The following is a 14,739-nucleotide window of genomic DNA, read 5'->3' on the forward strand; positions in this document are numbered from 1 at the left end:
CCCGCCTTCGACTTAAGAATCATAGTTCGGAGACGGTTCCATGACAATTGCGACGCGATCAGGCGCGACGCAGACGGGGCTTTTTCCGGGGCGGGGCGGCCGGGGAGATTTTTTTCAGACCCTCGGCGAGGACCTCGCGATCGACGGGCTTGGCCATGAACATGTCCATCCCCGCCTCCAGGCAGGCCTCGCGGTCCTCCGCGAAGGCGTTCGCGGTCAACGCGATCATGAAAATCCGCCCCCGTTGCGGGGTGTCGCGTTCGTCGGCGCGGATCTCGCGGGCCGCCGAGAGGCCGTCCAGATTCGGCATGTGAACGTCCATCAGGACGATGTCGAAGGGGCGGCCGCGGTCGCCGGCGGCGCGGATTTTCGCGACCGCCTGCAGGCCGTCGCGCACCCGGGTGACGCGGTGGCCGAGCCGGCGCAGGAGCGCCTCGGTGAGCATCGCGTTGAGGTCGTTGTCCTCGGCGAGGAGGACGTCGAGAGCCGGGCCGACCGGCTCTTCCTGCGGGATCGGCACGGCCGGCCGGCCTTCGCGATTGGCGGCGACGCCGAGCCGCGCGAGCAGGGACTGGCTGCGGATCGGCTTGATGAGATAGCCGGCGAAGCCCCGTTCGGTGAGATCGGGCAGGATGCCGCGGTCGCGCGGCGCCAGCAGGACGATCATGGGAAGCGGGCCGGGATCGACCGCTTCGGCGAAGGGAAGGTCGACGAGGACGGAATCAAACTTGCCGTTGCCCGAGAGCTTGCGGGCAAGCGTGTCGGCGCGGGCGGCGGTCTCGACGCGCGCGCCCTCGTCTTCGAGCACCGATTTCAGGGAATGCCGCAGGATGGGGGAGGGCGATGCGACCAGTATGCGCCGGCCGGCGAGCATGCGCGGCGTCGACGGGGCGGGCTCGGAGGCAACCAGCGGCAGGCGGACGGTGAAGGTGCTGCCGCGGTCGGCCGTGCTCTCGACGGTGATCTCGCCGTTCATCGCCGTGACGATGCGCTTGCAGATAGCGAGCCCGAGCCCGGCGCCGCCGTGCCGGCGCGCGGGGCCGACGTCGGCCTGCTCGAACTCCTCGAAGATACGACCGAGCGCGTCCCGCGGAATACCGATTCCCGTGTCACGAACGCTGATGCGAATGCCGCCGGCGGCGGATCCCGCGTCCATTTCGGGCCGAACCTCGATCAGGACGCCGCCACGATCGGTGAATTTGATGCCGTTTCCGGCCAGATTCACCAGGACCTGGCGCAGGCGGTCGGCATCGCCACGCATCACGGCGGGCACATCGCGGGAGACGAAGGCGGCGATCTCGAGCCCCTTCTCGCCGGCGCGCGGTCCGAACAGCTCGGCGACGTCGCTGATGATCTTGGCAAGCGAGAACGGCGCGTCGACGAGCTCGATGCGCCCGGCCTCGATGCGGGAGAAGTCGAGGATCTCGTCGATCAGCCCGAGCAGCGCCTCGGCCGAGCCGTGCACGGCGCGCGCGTAGGTGGTCTGCTCCTGGGTCAGCCCGCTGTCGAGCAGAAGGTCGGCCATGCCGATGATGCCGTTCATCGGCGTGCGGATCTCGTGACTGACAGCGGCGAGGAACCGCGACTTGGCACGGCTCGCCTGTTCCGCGGCATCGCGCGCCCGGCGCAGGGCGTCCTCGGTGTCCTTGCGGATGGTGATGTCGCGGCCGACGCTCTGGATCTCGACGACATGGCCGGTCGCGTCGCGGATCGGCGTATCCTGCCATTGGAACCAGCGGACGCCGCCGGCGGTCCGATAGCGGGCATCGAAGGTCAGGCGCGGCATGTCCGGGGAGACGGCCTCCTCGCCGGGGTCCCGGGCGGGCTCGAGCGGCACGGGCATTCCGACGGAGCCGACGACATCCGCCCTCTCGAAGCCGAAGATCCGGCAGAAGGCGTCGTTGGCGAAGGTCAGACGGCCATCGGCGTCGCGGCGCACGATGGCGTCGTCCTGCGCGTCAACCAGGCCGCGCTGGCGGGCCAGGCTCTCCGACAGTTCCCAGATGCGGTCCTGGGCGTCCTCGAGGCGGTGTGAAAGCCGCGCCACGGCGGCGTCGGAGTCGGTACGGCGGCGACGCTCCAGGATGGCGACGCGCAGCGACACCAGCGACAGCCCGATCAGGCCGGCCGCGGCGACCCAGGAGGCCGGTCCGCCGAAGATGAACGTGAACGGTAGCATCGCGGCCAGGGCGAGCGTCGCCGCATACAGCAGCTGTACGCGCCGGATCCTCGGCGGCCGTGACCGCTGTCCGGCCTCGGTGAGATCGGGTTTTGTCATTAACGCCACGGTGGTCCTGTCGCTCGGATTCTTCGTCCGAATGGGCCCGATCGTGACGGATCGCGATTAAGATCAGGTGAGTCCGATCGTACAAAGACCGGGCAGGGGATTCGGATTTTCGGAAGAAAACCCCCGTCAAACCGCCACTTTCGCGTAAACGCGCGGCGATTGCCGTCTCAAGCAGCCGCCAGAAGGCCCGATCCGGCCGCGCGCATGCCGACGGCCTCGGCGATGTGGAGGCGGCCCACGGCCTCGGCGCCGCCGAGGTCCGCAAGCGTGCGCGCGACGCGAAGGACGCGATGGAACCCGCGCGCCGACAGCTTCAACGACTCAGAGGCGTCGCGCAGAAGCGCCAGGCCGGCGGCATCGGGCCGGGAGACGTCCTCGAGCAGGCGCGCGGGACAACCGGCGTTGGTGCGCACGCCGTCGAGGCCGAGGGCGGCGTAGCGTTCGGCCTGCAGCGTCCGGGCGGCGGCGACACGGGCGCCGACCTCGGCGCTGCCCTCGCTCGGCGGCGGCAGGATCAGATCGGCGGCGGTGACGGCCGGCACCTCCAGACGGAGGTCGATGCGGTCGAGCAGAGGGCCGGAGACGCGGGCCTGGTAGTCGGCGGCGCAGCGCGGCCCGCGCCGGCAGGTGTGGCCGGGCTCGCCGGCCATGCCGCAGCGGCACGGATTCATCGCCGCCACCAGCTGGAAGCGCGAGGGATAGGTCACCCGGTGCATGGCGCGGGCGATGACCGTCTCGCCGGATTCGAGCGGCTGTCGCAGCGAATCGAGGACCTGCGGCGTGAATTCCGGCAGTTCGTCGAGGAAAAGCACGCCGTTATGGGCGAGCGACACCTCGCCGGGACGCGCCTTGGGACCGCCGCCGACCATCGCCGCCATGGAGGCGGAATGATGCGGCGCGCGGAACGGCCGGTCCGCCGACAGACGGCCGCCGGCGATGACGCCGGCGATCGACTGGATCATCGAGACCTCGAGCAGTTCGGCCGGGTTGAGCTTCGGCAGGATCGAGGGCAGGCGCTGGGCCAGCATCGACTTGCCGGCGCCGGGCGGGCCGACGAACAGGAGGTTGTGGCCGCCGGCGGCGGCGATCTCCAGCGCCCGCTTGGCGGTCTCCTGGCCGCGGATCTCGGCAAGGTCGAGCATCGGCCCCGCCTCCTCGCGGATCGCCGGCCGGGGGCGCGACAGAACCTGCGTGCCCTTGAAGTGATTGACGATCTGGATCAGGTCGGCGGGCGCCAGGATCTCCATGTCCGGGCTCGCCCAGGCGGCTTCGGCGCCGCCCTCGGCCGGGCAGATCAGCCCCAGGCCCGCCGCGTTGGCGCCGATCGCAGCGGGAAGCACGCCGCTGACCTGGGTCAGGCGGCCGTCGAGGGCGAGTTCGCCGAGGACGCACCAGCCGGCCAGCGCATCCGCCGGCATCGCGCCGATCGCCGCCATCAGCGCCACGGCGATGGGCAGGTCGAAGTGGCTGCCTTCCTTGGGCAGGTCGGCGGGGGCGAGATTGACGGTGATGCGTTTCGGCGGCAGCGCCAGACCGACGGCGGTCAGCGCCGCGCGGACCCGCTCACGGCTTTCGGCGACCGCCTTGTCGGGCAGGCCGACGATGGCGAAGGCCGGCAACCCCGGCGCGATCTGAACCTGAACGTCGACGCGCCGGGCCTCGATCCCGACGAAGGCGACGGTGGCCACACGCGCAACCATCCCAATCACCCTGCTGAACACTTCGCGCCTCGGTTGACGCATGGGAAGTCTACAACGGGAATCGGATCCAATCAAGAACAATAGGGGAACACGGCGTGGGCACGCTCCGCGCTTCGCGCGCGACCGACGACCCGGCCGGCCCGGCAGCCGGCCCGTCAGCCGACGAGTTCGTCGCGGCGGCGCTTGTATTCCGCTTCCATGACCTCGACATGGCCGAGCACGTTTTCCAGCGCCTCGCGCTTGGACTCGTCCTCGCCCTCCTCGGCCCACTGGGCGAATTCCTCGCGCAGATCGAACAGGACCTCGAGCGCCCCGTTCAGTTCCGCGATCTGCGTCTCCCGGCTCTTGCTGCTCATCGAATTCCCCCGATCCTTGTCGGTTGCAATCCGTCGGACGTGCCGGCCCGGACCGTCACACCGGACCATCACAGGCGCTGTTCGAGTTCCTTGTAGCTGACCGTCAGCACCTGGAACAACACCGCCGTCGACCAGCCGAACAGCAACACGCCGTTCATCGCCGTCATCGGCCCGAGCAGTTCCCATTGCGGCACGGGCACGATGTTGCCGTAGCCGAGCGTGGTGTAGTTGACGAAGGCGAAGCCGAAATCGTTGGCCTCGCCCGGCGTCGCGCCAACCCATTGGTAGAGCGCGCTCCAGACCCCGACCTCGACGATATGGGCGGCCATCAGCACCGCAACCGCCGTCACCATCACGATGACAAGGCGCGCCAGGGCATTGCTGTGGATCGCCTTGACGAAGCGCGAGCCGACGGCGTGCACCAGCACCGCCATCGCGCCGGCATGGATGGCGATATTCAATAAGCTGACGCCCGTGCCGACGAGAAGCACGACCAGCATCGGCGCGGTCCTTCCGGTAAACCGTCTCAGGTCGCCGGCAGGTCCTTGGCGGCGAGCGCCGTCATGGTCAGCGCGATACCGGCGAACAGGAGGTTGATACCGACCAGGAGCCCGATCGCCCAGGTCGCCGTGTCCGGCCAGCCGGCGAAGATCAGCACCGCCAGCGCGATGTCGATGACGCCGGAGATGATCAGCCAGACCCAGCTCGACGCCAGCGCCTTGCGGAACTCGATGCCGGCGATGAACTGGAACACGCCCTCGACCAGGAACAGGATGATCAGCGCCATCGTCAGCGTCAGCACGCCCTTGAGCGGATTGGCGACGATGATGAAGCCGACGATCAGCGCGAGGATGCCGATCAGGAGCGACCACCAGAAGCCCGGCGCCGATCGCGACTGGAACGTGGCGACGACGCGGATGATGCCGCCGATGACGAACAACCAGCCGACGAAGATCGTGGCCGCCAGGGTGGTGACCTGCGGGATGACGATGGCGACAATGCCGAGGATCACCATGACGATGCCCTGGACCAGAAACAGCGTTCGATGCTTGCGGATCGCGTCGCGCGTCTGGGCGGCAAGTTCTTCCCGCGTCGGCAGACCAGCTTCAGGCGTAGACATGGTTCGGCCTCCATTTGCCACTGATTCGCGCAGACTCTCACGCGGGGGCGCGAGCGTCCAGACCCAATGGCAGCCCGGGGCGGCAGCCCGGGGCGGCAGCCCGGCGCGGCCGCGCCGGGCTATTCCGGCCCGATCGGGGGCTTTCCGGCGGTCTGAGTTATCGGGTCAGGCCGGCGCCAGAGCGGGTCGGCGCCGAACCGGGCCGGTGCCAGTGATTGCCGGGCCGGTGGTGATAGAAGCCGTTGCAGAAGGGGCCGGGTAGATCGAGGCGGCCGAGGCGGGCCAGCGCCTCCGGAACGTCGATGTCGCGATCCAGCGCGGCGCGGAAGATTTCGGCGACGGCGACCATGTCGCAACTGTGCGGCGACAGGCGGAACCGCGACACGCCCGCCGCCTTCAGGTCGGCGAGTTCGCCGACGAGATTGAGATATTCGTGCGACAGGGTCTGGATGCCGTTGATGGCGAGGAACGGGCTGCCTTCCAGCGTCTTCAGCTCGAGGCCGTCGGGATCCTTCTCGCAGACGAACAGGCAGCTGTCCCGGGTGCGGTCGTAGACGCGGGCGTGATAGCAGCGCGCCGACAGCGCCAAGGGCATCCGCCCGAACACCTGCGTCTCCAGCGCCACGCCGAGGCCGGCGGCGGTCTCGCCCATCGCCCGGATCGCCTCTGCGGGCAGCTCCGCGGGGACGCAGACGCCGTCGGCGCCCTTGCCGGCGAGGAACGCCAGCGTGGCCTCGTTGTAGACGTTCATGAACGGGCCGATCCGGTGCGCCCGGCCGGCCAGCGACAACAGCGCCGCGGTATCGTTGGCCTCGACGGGAAACCGGGTCTGCGCGCACATGGCGTCGATCTGCTTGCGGTCGAGCGCCAGAACAACCTCCGACAGGGTGGACAGCACCACCGTCTTGCCGGCGGCGTCGAGCCGGTCGAGAACGGCGGCGCGGCAGCGGTCGAATAGCGGCGCGCGCTTCGAGCAGATCGCCTCGCCGACATAGACGGTGTCGACCGGCGCCTCGTCGGCGATGCGGAAATAGAAGTCGCGCCATTGCTCGGGCCGCCAGTTGAACAGCACCGGGCCGAGGGTGATCTCCGCTTCGTCGCCGTGCACCGCTACCTCCACGTCTTGCCCGCGAATGCCCCTTCGGTCTGCCGGTGGCCCTCTGTCAGGGCCAGCAGCTCGGCGAGCTGCGCGTCGCGGCCGGCCATGATGTCGTCGACGGCGCGGCGGAACGCGGCGACCACCGACCTGACATAGGCGCGGCTGCGCTGCCGGCCCTCGATCTTCAGGGCGGTGACGCCGGCGCGCATCAGATCGGGCAGCAGCGCCGACAGGTTCAGGCTGACCGGCTCCTCGAAGGCATAGTAGGCGCCGTCGCGCGCGCCGCACAGGTAGCGCCCCTTGCAGATGGTCGGGTAGCCGGCGCTTTCGCCGGCGGCGAAGCGATCGATGACGAACGGACCGAGCCGCGTCGTCAGGGTGTGCCGGGCGTCTTCCTCGTAATGCACGTCGGCGGCCGGCGAGCAGACACCGTCCATGTTGGTCGACACGCCGGTGACGTAGTTGGTGAGGCTGCAGCGGCCCTCTGCCATCATGCCGATATTGCCGAAGACGAAGGCCTCGATCTCGCAGGGGATCTGGTGGTGGATCGCGGCGATCTCGGCAACGGTGAGGATGCGCGGCAGCACCACCCGCTTGACGCCGACCTCCCGGCAGAAGAACCGGATCGCCTCCGGCGAGGAGGCACCGGCCTGGACGGAGAGGTGCAGCCGGAGGTCGGGATAGGTGCGGGCGGCGTAGTCGGCCACGCCCATGTCGGCGACGATGAGCGCGTCGATGCCGAGGCGGGCACCGAGATCAACCGCATCGCGCCAGATCGCAAAGCGCCCGGCGGGCGGGAAGGTGTTGACGGCGAGAAGCACCTTGGCGCCGCGGGCGTTGGCGTAGTCGACCGCCGATTCCAGCTCCGCCGGGGTGAAGTTCAGGCCGGGAAAGTTGCGGGCGTTGGTCTCGTTCTGCAGACCGCAGTAGACCGCGTCGGCGCCGGCGTCGACGGCGGTCCGCAAGGCCGCCGGCGTGCCCGCCGGGCACACCAGATCGGGGCGGACGAAGCCGTCGGTCGTGCCGGTCTCGGATATGAGGGCGTCACTCATGGCGGCTCCGGTCTTGGCGACGGTCTCGGCTGCTGCCTTGCCTGCTCGGGGCGGCAAGCGCGCGCAGGGCGGCGACGGCCGTCGCGGCCGGCCGCGACAGGAGCCCGAAGGACGACAGCACGCTGTCGAGCGCGCTGCCCTCGAAATCGTCCAGCGCGTTGCGCAGCGCCACCACCGCCTCGGTATCGCCACCGATCCTGAGATCGCGGGAGAAGAACAGCGCATCGCCGTCGAGCGCGCCGTCGATCATCTCGAGCAGATTGAGGAAGGTCCCGGCGATCACCGCATCGTGGTGCGGGTGCTCGTGCCGGCGGTGGGCCTTCAGATAGGGGCTCGCCGCGTCCGGCCGCAGCACCAGGACGAACGGCAGGTCGATCGGATCGATCAGATAGTACTTCCCGGTATGGGGGCCGAGACGGGCGAACAGCTCCGGGCGGGTGCGGGCGACATGGGCCGCGATCCGGTTGAACAGCGGCTGCAGCACGGCGAGCGGCACCGCGGCGAGCAACACCGCCGGGATATCCCTGACAAGAGCGGGCAGAGGCGGGGACGAGGACTGGGCGCGCGCCGGAACCGACATGGACGGCAGGCTAGCCAACGCATCCGCCGGCGCACTTGACCGAAGTCAAGCGGGCGGTCCGGCGCGTGCCGAAACGCCTATTTGCCCTTGCGGATCGCCTCGATGCGGTCCCACACCAGGGCGGCCGCATCGGGGCCGCCGAGCTTCTTCACCGCGCGCACGCCGGTCGGCGAGGTGACGTTGATCTCGGTGAGATTGCCGCCGATCACATCGATGCCGACGAGCAGGAAGCCGCGCTCCCTCAGCGCCGGCCCGATGCGCTCGCAGATCTCGCGTTCGCGCGCGCTCAGGTCGGTCGCCCGCGCCGCGCCGCCGCGCACCATGTTGGAGCGCAGGTCGTTCTCGGCGGGCACGCGGTTGACCGCGCCGGCGAACTCGCCGTCGATCAGCAGGATGCGCTTGTCGCCGTCCTTCACCTCGGGCAGGAAGCGCTGGACCACCCAGGGCTCGCGGAAGGTGACGGCAAACAGGTCGTAGAGCGAGCCGAAGTTCAGGTCCTCGCGGGTGATGCGGAACACCGCGCCGCCGCCGTGGCCGTAGAGCGGCTTCATCACGATGTCGCCGAACTCGGCGCGGAACGCCTCGATCTCGGCGCGGTCGCGGGTGACCAGCGTCGGCGGCATCAGGTCCGGGAAATTCATCACGAAGAGCTTTTCCGGCGCGTTGCGGACATGGGCCGGATCGTTGACCACCAGCGTCTTCGGGTGGATGTGCTCGAGCAGATGGGTCGCGGAGATGTAGTGCATGTCGAAGGGCGGATCCTGCCGCATCAGGATCGCGTCGAAGTCGCTCAGGCTGCGCCGCTCGTAGTCGCCGAGGCCGTAGTGATCGCCTTCGATGTCGCGCACCTCGACGGGGGCGACCAGGGCCGAGACCGCGCCGTCGCGCATCGCCATCGTATCGGGATTGTAGTAGCTCAGGGCGTGCCCGCGCGCCTGGCCTTCGAGCATCAGCGCGAAGGTGGTGTCGCCCTGGATCTTGATCGTCTCGATCGGATCCATCTGCACCGCGACTTTCAACATCATGACCCTTCCCTCACGCTTCCGCCTCGAACGCGCCGGCGATCCGCCGCGGCCACGACCACGGCGACCACAGCACCACGTCGAAGCGGACCGTGTATCGGGCATGATCGGGGTGGCGCGCAAGCCACCAGCGGGTGGCATCGAGAATTCGCCGCCGATTTCGCGCCGTGATCGCGAAGGCCGCGTCGGCGGCGGTGGCGCGCAGCTTCACCTCGACGGGCACCAGCGTCCTGCCGCGCAGCACGATGAGATCGAGCTCGCCGACGGGGGTGCGCAGGCGGCGAGCGAGCGGCCGGTAGCCGCGCGAAAGATAGAGCAGTACGGTCGCGGTCTCCGCGAGCCGGCCGAACCGTTCCGAGCGCCGGCGATCAGCCGTCGTCCTGGCCATCCCGGTCCTTCCCATCTGGGCCATTCCCATCCCGGTCCTTTCCATCTGGGCCATTCCCATCTGTGCCCTTCCCTGGCGCACGGCCGCCGGCGCCCAGGTCGAGAGCCCGGCGATAGAGATCGGCGCGTTTGCGGCCGGTTTCGGCGGCAAGCTCGGCGGCGGCGCGCTTGACCCCGATCTCGGCCGCGCGGGCGGCGAGCCGGTCGTCAATCTCGGCGTCCGACAGCGACGGCACAAGGCTTTCCGGCTCGGGCGGGCCGACGATCAGCACGATTTCGCCCTTCGGCGCGCCGTCCGCGGCGAGTTGCGCCGCAAGGTCGGCCAGTGTGCCGCGAACGACCGTCTCGTAGCGCTTGGTCAGCTCGCGGGCGAGCGCGGCCGGGCGCGGCCCGAGACCCTCGGCGAGATCGGCGAGCGCGGCGGCAACCCGGTGCGGCGCCTCGTAGAGGACGAGGGTGCCGTCGATGCCGGCAAGGTCGGCGATGCGGGCGCGCCGCGCCGCCTGTTTCGACGGAAGGAACCCCTCGAACCAGAACCGGTCCGCCGGCAGGCCGGCGACGACGAGGCCGGCGAGCACCGCCGAGGCGCCGGGCACCGCGTAGACCTCGTGGCCCCCGGCGCGGGCGGCCTCGACCAGCCGGGAACCGGGGTCGGACACCAGCGGCGTGCCGGCGTCGGTGACGAGGGCGACGATCTCGCCGGCGGCGAGACGGGCCATCAGCTCGGGCCGGCGCGCCTCGGCATTGTGCTCGTGATAGGACAGGAGCGGCGTTGACAGGCCGTAGCGGCTCATGAGCTTGCGGGTGACGCGGGTGTCCTCGCAGGCGACGACGTCGGCGCGGGCGAGGATGCGGAGCGCGCGCAGGGTGATGTCGGCGAGGTTGCCGATCGGCGTCGCCACCACATAGAGGCCCGGCGGATCGGAGGGCACGTTGGCAATCGCCGCCAGCACCGACTCCGGCTCCGGAGCCCGGCGCCCGGCGGCGCTGTCCTGCTTCCGATCCCGCATTCTCCCGACCCGCTCCGTCTCGCGCCCCGACCCCGCGCCCAGATGCCGCGCCCAGATCCCGCACCGCCGGCGAACCTAGCATGTGCGGTACACGGCGTCGCATTCCCACAACAAGGGTTTGATTCCAAGCCCTTCGCCACTACCATTGTCACCGGACGAACGTCACGCCCGCGACCAACGGCGGACAACGTGACCGCGGGGATTTCACGCAGGGGATTTTTGCGTACAGTGTTTGCGTTCTTCAAAGGGAGCGCCGCTCGCGGCGGCGCCATCTCGCGGCGAGCCTTCGGCGGCCTGGCGGTCGCCGCCAGCCTTGCCGTGCTCACCGGGTGCGGACAGGGTGTCGGACCGGGGCTCGGCCCGACCATGCAGCCGACAGGCGATGCGATCGGCAGCGGCTCGATCAAGGTGGCGCTGCTGTTGCCGCTATCGGCGACCGGCAATGCCGGGACAACCGCCAAGGCGATGCAAAACGCCGCCGAGCTGGCGCTGTCCGAGATCCCCTCCGCCGACATCCAGCTCGTGCCGCTCGACACGCGCGGCACGCCGGAGGGCGCGCGCAGCGCCGCCCAGACGGCGGTGGCCGGCGGCGTCAGCCTCGTCGTCGGCCCGCTGTTCGCGGCCGAGGTGAGCGCGGTCGCGCCGATCACCAAGGCGGCGCGCATTCCGGTGCTCGCCTTCTCCTCGGATGCCAATGTCGCCTCGCAGGGCGTCTATCTCCTGAGCTTCCTGCCGGAGACCGACGTCGACCGGGTCGTGTCCTACGCCGCGCGGCAGGGCAAACGCTCCTTCGCCGCGCTTCTGCCGCAGGGAGCCTATGGCTCGGTCGTCGAGGCCGCCCTGCAGCGGTCGGCTTCGGCGAATGGTGGCCGCGTCGCCGCCGTCGTGCGCTACGACACCGGCGCCGACGCGCTGAAGGCCTCGGTCGCGCAGCTCGGCGGTGTCGTCGGCGGCACCAATCCGCAGGCCGACGCGCTGCTGATCCCGGAAGGCCACGCGGTCTTGCCGACGCTGACGGCGGAGCTCGCCAATGCGCAGATCTCGTCGCGGCGGGTGCAGCTGCTCGGCTCGGGACAGTGGAACGACGAGACCGTCTGGCGCCTGGCCGGCCTCAATGGCGGCTGGTTCCCGGGGCCCGACCCGGCCGGCTGGCAGGCCTTCGTGGCCAAGTACCGCGGGCGCTACGGCGTCGTGCCGCCGCGCAACGCCACGCTCGCCTACGACGCGGTGACGCTGGCCGCGGCGCTGGCGCGGATCGGCGGCACCGCGGGCTTCAACGACCAGACGCTGACCAATCCGGACGGCTTCTCCGGCGTCGACGGCATCTTCCGCTTCCGCGCCAACGGCACCAGCCAGCGCGGCCTGGCGATCCTGGAGGTCCAGAACGGCTCGGCCACCATCCGCCAGCCGGCGCCGGCCGCGTTCGGCGCCGGCGGGTAGACCCCGGCTAAGCCGCCAGGTTCGCGACCACGGCGTTGAGAACGGCGAAGCCCGCGGGCGTGGCCCGCAGGCGATGGCCGGGCAGCTCCTCGAGCAGGCCGTAACCGACGAGATCGGCGATGCGGCCCGGATTGAACGGCTTGCCGGCAAGTGCCCGGTAGCGATCGGCGTCGACGCCGTCGATCAGCCGCAGCCCCATGACGAGGAATTCGTCGGCCACCTCGGCGGGGGTGAGCGGGGTCCTGTCCTCGATGCCGTGACCGTGCGCCTCGACGGCGGCGCGCCAGGCCTCCGGCGACCGGATCGTCGACACCGCGCTGCGGCCCATGTCGAGATTGAGCCGGCCGTGCGCGCCGGGGCCGACGCCGGCCCATTCGCCACCGCGCCAGTAGACCAGATTGTGCCGGCACTCGGCGCCGGGACGGGCGTGGTTGGAAATCTCGTAGGCCGGCAGGCCGCGCGCCGCGGTCGTCTCCAAAGTCACGTCGTAGAGGCCGCGGGCGGCATCGTCCTCGGGCACGACCAGCCGGCCCCGGGCGTGCAGGGCGGCGAACGGCGTCTCCGGCTCGATGGTGAGCTGGTAGAGCGACAGGTGCTCGCCGGCGAAGCTGCAGGCCTCGTCCAGCTCCTCCCGCCATTCCGCCTCGGCCTGGCCGGGACGGGCATAGATCATGTCGAAGGAGACGCGCTCGAAGGTCGAGCGGGCGACCTTCAGCGCGGCCAGCGCCTCGGCGCGGTCGTGCAGGCGGCCGAGGAACTTCAGGACGTCGTCCCTGAGCGCCTGGACGCCGAGCGAGACCCGATTGACGCCGGCCTCGCGATAGGCGCGGAAGCGGCCGGCCTCGACGCTCGTCGGGTTGGCCTCCAGCGTGACCTCGACGTCATCGGCCACCGGCCAGCGCGCCGCGATCGCCTCGAGCACCGCCGAGACGGTCTGCGGCTCCATCAGCGACGGCGTGCCGCCGCCGAAGAAGATCGAGCCGACGGTGCGCCCGGGCGCCAACGTCGCCATGTGGGCGATCTCGGTGGCGAGCGCCCGGGCATAGGGCTTCTGATCGATGCCCCGGCGGACATGGGAATTGAAGTCGCAATAGGGGCACTTGGCCGCGCAGAACGGCCAGTGGACATAGACGCCGAAGCGCCCCTCGTCCCCCAGCATCCCGAATGCGCGGCCCGGTTCGATCATCCGTTGTCCGTATCGATATGCGCCTCGACCAGCGTGGCGAAGGCGCGGGCGCGATGCGACAGCGGCGGGTTGTCGGGATCGTCCGCCTTGCCGCCGTGCTTTTCCTGCGCGCTCATCTCGCCGAAGGTTCGGTCGAAACCGTCGGGCAGGAACATCGGATCATAGCCGAACCCCTGTGTCCCGCGCGGCGGCCACACCAGCGTGCCCTCGACCTCGCCGCGCACCGTTTCGATATGGCCGTCCGGCCAGGCGATCGCCAGCGCGGCGACGAAGCGGGCGGTCCGTGCGTCGGGGCCGGTCGCGCCCTTCTTCTGCAGCTCCTCCTCGACATTGCGCATGGCGCGGGCGAAATCGCGGTCGGCGCCCGCCCAGCGGGCCGAATGGATGCCCGGCGCGCCGTCGAGCGCGTCGACGGCGAGGCCGGAATCATCGGCGAGGGCCGGCAGGCCCGAGGCCTCCGCGGCGGCGCGGGCCTTGAGGATCGCGTTGTCCTCGAAGGTAGCCCCGGTCTCCTCCGGCTCGGGCAGGGTCAGCTCGCTCGCCGACACGGTATCGAAGCCTAAGGGCGCCAGCAGCTCGCGGATCTCCCTGAGCTTGCCGGCATTGTGGGTCGCGACCACGAGCCGGCCCGGCTCGAGACGCCGGGGTTCGAGACGCCGGCGTTCGGGGCGCCGGGGGTCGAGGGGCGCGCGATCGCTCATGCGATCGCCATCTTCTGCAGGTCGACCAGGCGGGAAACGCCGCCGCGGGCCAGCGTCAGCAGGCGCAGCAGCTCGTCCTCGCTGAACGGCGCGCCCTCGGCGCTCGCCTGCACCTCGACGAGGTTGCCCGAGCCGGTGATGACGAAATTGGCGTCGGTGCCGGCCTCCGAATCCTCGGGGTAATCGAGGTCGAGCACCGGAGTGCCGGCATAGATGCCGCAGGAAACGGCGGCGACGTGATCGACCAGCGGGGACTCAGACACCATGTCGCGCGCCTGCATCCAGCGGACGCATTCGTGCAGCGCCACCCAGCCGCCGGTGATCGCGGCGGTGCGGGTGCCGCCGTCGGCCTGCAATACGTCGCAGTCGACGGTGATCTGGCGCTCGCCGAGCTTGACGAGATCGGTGACGGCACGCAGCGAGCGGCCGATCAGGCGCTGGATCTCGAGGGTACGACCGCCCTGCCTGCCGGACGCGGCCTCGCGGCGCATGCGCTCGCCGGTGGCGCGCGGCAGCATGCCGTATTCCGCCGTCACCCAGCCGCGCCCCGCCCCGCGCAGCCAGCCGGGTACCTTGTCCTCGAGGCTCGCCATGCACAGGACCTCGGTATCGCCGAATCGCACGAGGCACGAGCCCTCGGCGTGGCGCGACACCCCGCGCTCGATTCGGACGGGACGCAGTTCGTCGGGGGCGCGTTTGGACGGTCGCATTCATCTCTCCAGTGGGGGAACATCGACCGGGCGGCGACAAAGCGGCCCGGATCGCCGGCTTTCTAACCGCTTCGCCGCCCGTTCGCCAC

15 protein-coding genes are annotated in these 14,739 nt (G+C 70.4%); 1 reads left to right on the forward strand and 14 read right to left on the reverse strand.

Going from position 1 to position 14,739, the window contains the following annotated elements; all coding sequences use genetic code 11:
- Positions 1-58 precede the first annotated feature (58 nt).
- The 11 genes from ACSF9G_RS18830 to rsmI all read right to left on the reverse strand — a co-directional run bounded on the left by ACSF9G_RS18830 (position 59) and on the right by rsmI (position 10,613).
- Positions 59-2,278, reverse strand: a complete 2,220-nt coding sequence (locus tag ACSF9G_RS18830) for a PAS domain-containing hybrid sensor histidine kinase/response regulator (RefSeq protein WP_436643664.1) — start codon at positions 2,276-2,278, stop codon at positions 59-61.
- Positions 2,279-2,454: 176 nt separating this feature from the next.
- Entirely contained in the window at positions 2,455-3,987 is a 1,533-nt protein-coding gene (locus ACSF9G_RS18835) for a YifB family Mg chelatase-like AAA ATPase (RefSeq protein ID WP_436643666.1), read from the reverse strand.
- Between the two features lie 155 nt (positions 3,988-4,142).
- Positions 4,143-4,343, reverse strand: a complete 201-nt coding sequence (locus ACSF9G_RS18840) for a hypothetical protein (protein WP_436643668.1) — start codon at positions 4,341-4,343, stop codon at positions 4,143-4,145.
- Positions 4,344-4,411: 68 nt separating this feature from the next.
- Positions 4,412-4,843 carry a potassium channel family protein gene (locus ACSF9G_RS18845; protein WP_261615731.1) on the reverse strand — a complete coding sequence of 144 codons (432 nt, stop codon included), beginning with the start codon at positions 4,841-4,843 and terminating at the stop codon, positions 4,412-4,414.
- A gap of 26 nt (positions 4,844-4,869) precedes the next feature.
- The gene (locus ACSF9G_RS18850) at positions 4,870-5,463 is read right to left on the reverse strand and encodes an HdeD family acid-resistance protein (RefSeq protein WP_436643669.1); all 594 of its coding nucleotides are present in this window, start codon (positions 5,461-5,463) and stop codon (positions 4,870-4,872) included.
- A 157-nt stretch (positions 5,464-5,620) separates the two neighbouring features.
- Positions 5,621-6,571 (reverse strand): ubiquinone anaerobic biosynthesis protein UbiV, encoded by a 951-nt coding sequence (gene ubiV / locus ACSF9G_RS18855; RefSeq protein ID WP_436643671.1) that lies wholly within the window; start codon positions 6,569-6,571, stop codon positions 5,621-5,623.
- 2 nt (positions 6,572-6,573) lie between these two features.
- Positions 6,574-7,614, reverse strand: coding sequence for a ubiquinone anaerobic biosynthesis protein UbiU (gene ubiU, locus ACSF9G_RS18860; protein WP_436643673.1), 1,041 nt, complete (start codon positions 7,612-7,614; stop codon positions 6,574-6,576).
- Positions 7,607-8,212 carry a ubiquinone anaerobic biosynthesis accessory factor UbiT gene (gene ubiT / locus ACSF9G_RS18865; RefSeq protein ID WP_436643675.1) on the reverse strand — a complete coding sequence of 202 codons (606 nt, stop codon included), beginning with the start codon at positions 8,210-8,212 and terminating at the stop codon, positions 7,607-7,609. Before ubiT ends, ubiU begins: the two co-directional genes overlap by 8 nt.
- 59 nt (positions 8,213-8,271) lie before the next feature.
- Positions 8,272-9,219, reverse strand: coding sequence for a glutathione synthase (gene gshB / locus ACSF9G_RS18870; protein ID WP_436643676.1), 948 nt, complete (start codon positions 9,217-9,219; stop codon positions 8,272-8,274).
- Positions 9,220-9,229: 10 nt separating this feature from the next.
- The gene (locus tag ACSF9G_RS18875; RefSeq protein ID WP_261615737.1) at positions 9,230-9,604 is read right to left on the reverse strand and encodes a YraN family protein; all 375 of its coding nucleotides are present in this window, start codon (positions 9,602-9,604) and stop codon (positions 9,230-9,232) included.
- Positions 9,585-10,613 (reverse strand): 16S rRNA (cytidine(1402)-2'-O)-methyltransferase, encoded by a 1,029-nt coding sequence (gene rsmI, locus ACSF9G_RS18880; protein ID WP_436643678.1) that lies wholly within the window; start codon positions 10,611-10,613, stop codon positions 9,585-9,587. Before rsmI ends, ACSF9G_RS18875 begins: the two co-directional genes overlap by 20 nt.
- 228 nt (positions 10,614-10,841) lie before the next feature.
- Between rsmI and ACSF9G_RS18885 the strand changes: the two genes are divergently transcribed.
- The gene (locus ACSF9G_RS18885) at positions 10,842-12,053 is read left to right on the forward strand and encodes a penicillin-binding protein activator (protein WP_436643680.1); all 1,212 of its coding nucleotides are present in this window, start codon (positions 10,842-10,844) and stop codon (positions 12,051-12,053) included.
- 7 nt (positions 12,054-12,060) lie between these two features.
- On the opposite strand, the gene hemW is transcribed toward ACSF9G_RS18885, so the two are convergent.
- Genes hemW through rph form a run of 3 tightly spaced genes read right to left on the reverse strand, consistent with a single transcriptional unit; the run spans position 12,061 to position 14,650 of the window.
- Positions 12,061-13,239: a radical SAM family heme chaperone HemW gene (gene hemW / locus ACSF9G_RS18890; RefSeq protein WP_436643681.1), complete on the reverse strand. Its 1,179-nt coding sequence runs from the start codon at positions 13,237-13,239 to the stop codon at positions 12,061-12,063.
- On the reverse strand, positions 13,236-13,940 hold the full coding sequence (gene rdgB / locus ACSF9G_RS18895) for an RdgB/HAM1 family non-canonical purine NTP pyrophosphatase (protein ID WP_436643682.1): 705 nt from the start codon (positions 13,938-13,940) through the stop codon (positions 13,236-13,238). Before rdgB ends, hemW begins: the two co-directional genes overlap by 4 nt.
- Positions 13,937-14,650, reverse strand: a complete 714-nt coding sequence (gene rph / locus ACSF9G_RS18900; protein ID WP_436643684.1) for a ribonuclease PH — start codon at positions 14,648-14,650, stop codon at positions 13,937-13,939. The genes rdgB and rph overlap by 4 nt, the downstream gene beginning before the upstream one ends.
- Between the last annotated feature and the right edge of the window lie 89 nt (positions 14,651-14,739).

Origin of the sequence: Microbaculum mangrovi, assembly GCF_051390635.1 — a bacterium.
In the GTDB taxonomy this organism is placed as follows: Bacteria; Pseudomonadota; Alphaproteobacteria; order Rhizobiales; family Tepidamorphaceae; genus Microbaculum.

Excerpts from the sequence above, each read along its gene's own strand:
- ACSF9G_RS18875 (WP_261615737.1), bottom strand. The coding sequence starts at position 9,604 with ATGGCCAGGACGACGGCTGATCGCCGGCGCTCGGAACGGTTCGGCCGG.
- rph (WP_436643684.1), bottom strand. The coding sequence starts at position 14,650 with ATGCGACCGTCCAAACGCGCCCCCGACGAACTGCGTCCCGTCCGAATC.
- hemW (WP_436643681.1), bottom strand. The coding sequence starts at position 13,239 with ATGATCGAACCGGGCCGCGCATTCGGGATGCTGGGGGACGAGGGGCGC.
- ACSF9G_RS18835 (WP_436643666.1), bottom strand. The coding sequence starts at position 3,987 with ATGGTTGCGCGTGTGGCCACCGTCGCCTTCGTCGGGATCGAGGCCCGG.
- ACSF9G_RS18830 (WP_436643664.1), bottom strand. The coding sequence starts at position 2,278 with ATGACAAAACCCGATCTCACCGAGGCCGGACAGCGGTCACGGCCGCCG.
- ubiU (WP_436643673.1), bottom strand. The coding sequence starts at position 7,614 with ATGAGTGACGCCCTCATATCCGAGACCGGCACGACCGACGGCTTCGTC.
- ACSF9G_RS18850 (WP_436643669.1), bottom strand. The coding sequence starts at position 5,463 with ATGTCTACGCCTGAAGCTGGTCTGCCGACGCGGGAAGAACTTGCCGCC.
- gshB (WP_436643676.1), bottom strand. The coding sequence starts at position 9,219 with ATGATGTTGAAAGTCGCGGTGCAGATGGATCCGATCGAGACGATCAAG.
- ACSF9G_RS18845 (WP_261615731.1), bottom strand. The coding sequence starts at position 4,843 with ATGCTGGTCGTGCTTCTCGTCGGCACGGGCGTCAGCTTATTGAATATC.
- ACSF9G_RS18840 (WP_436643668.1), bottom strand. The coding sequence starts at position 4,343 with ATGAGCAGCAAGAGCCGGGAGACGCAGATCGCGGAACTGAACGGGGCG.
- rdgB (WP_436643682.1), bottom strand. The coding sequence starts at position 13,940 with ATGAGCGATCGCGCGCCCCTCGACCCCCGGCGCCCCGAACGCCGGCGT.
- rsmI (WP_436643678.1), bottom strand. The coding sequence starts at position 10,613 with ATGCGGGATCGGAAGCAGGACAGCGCCGCCGGGCGCCGGGCTCCGGAG.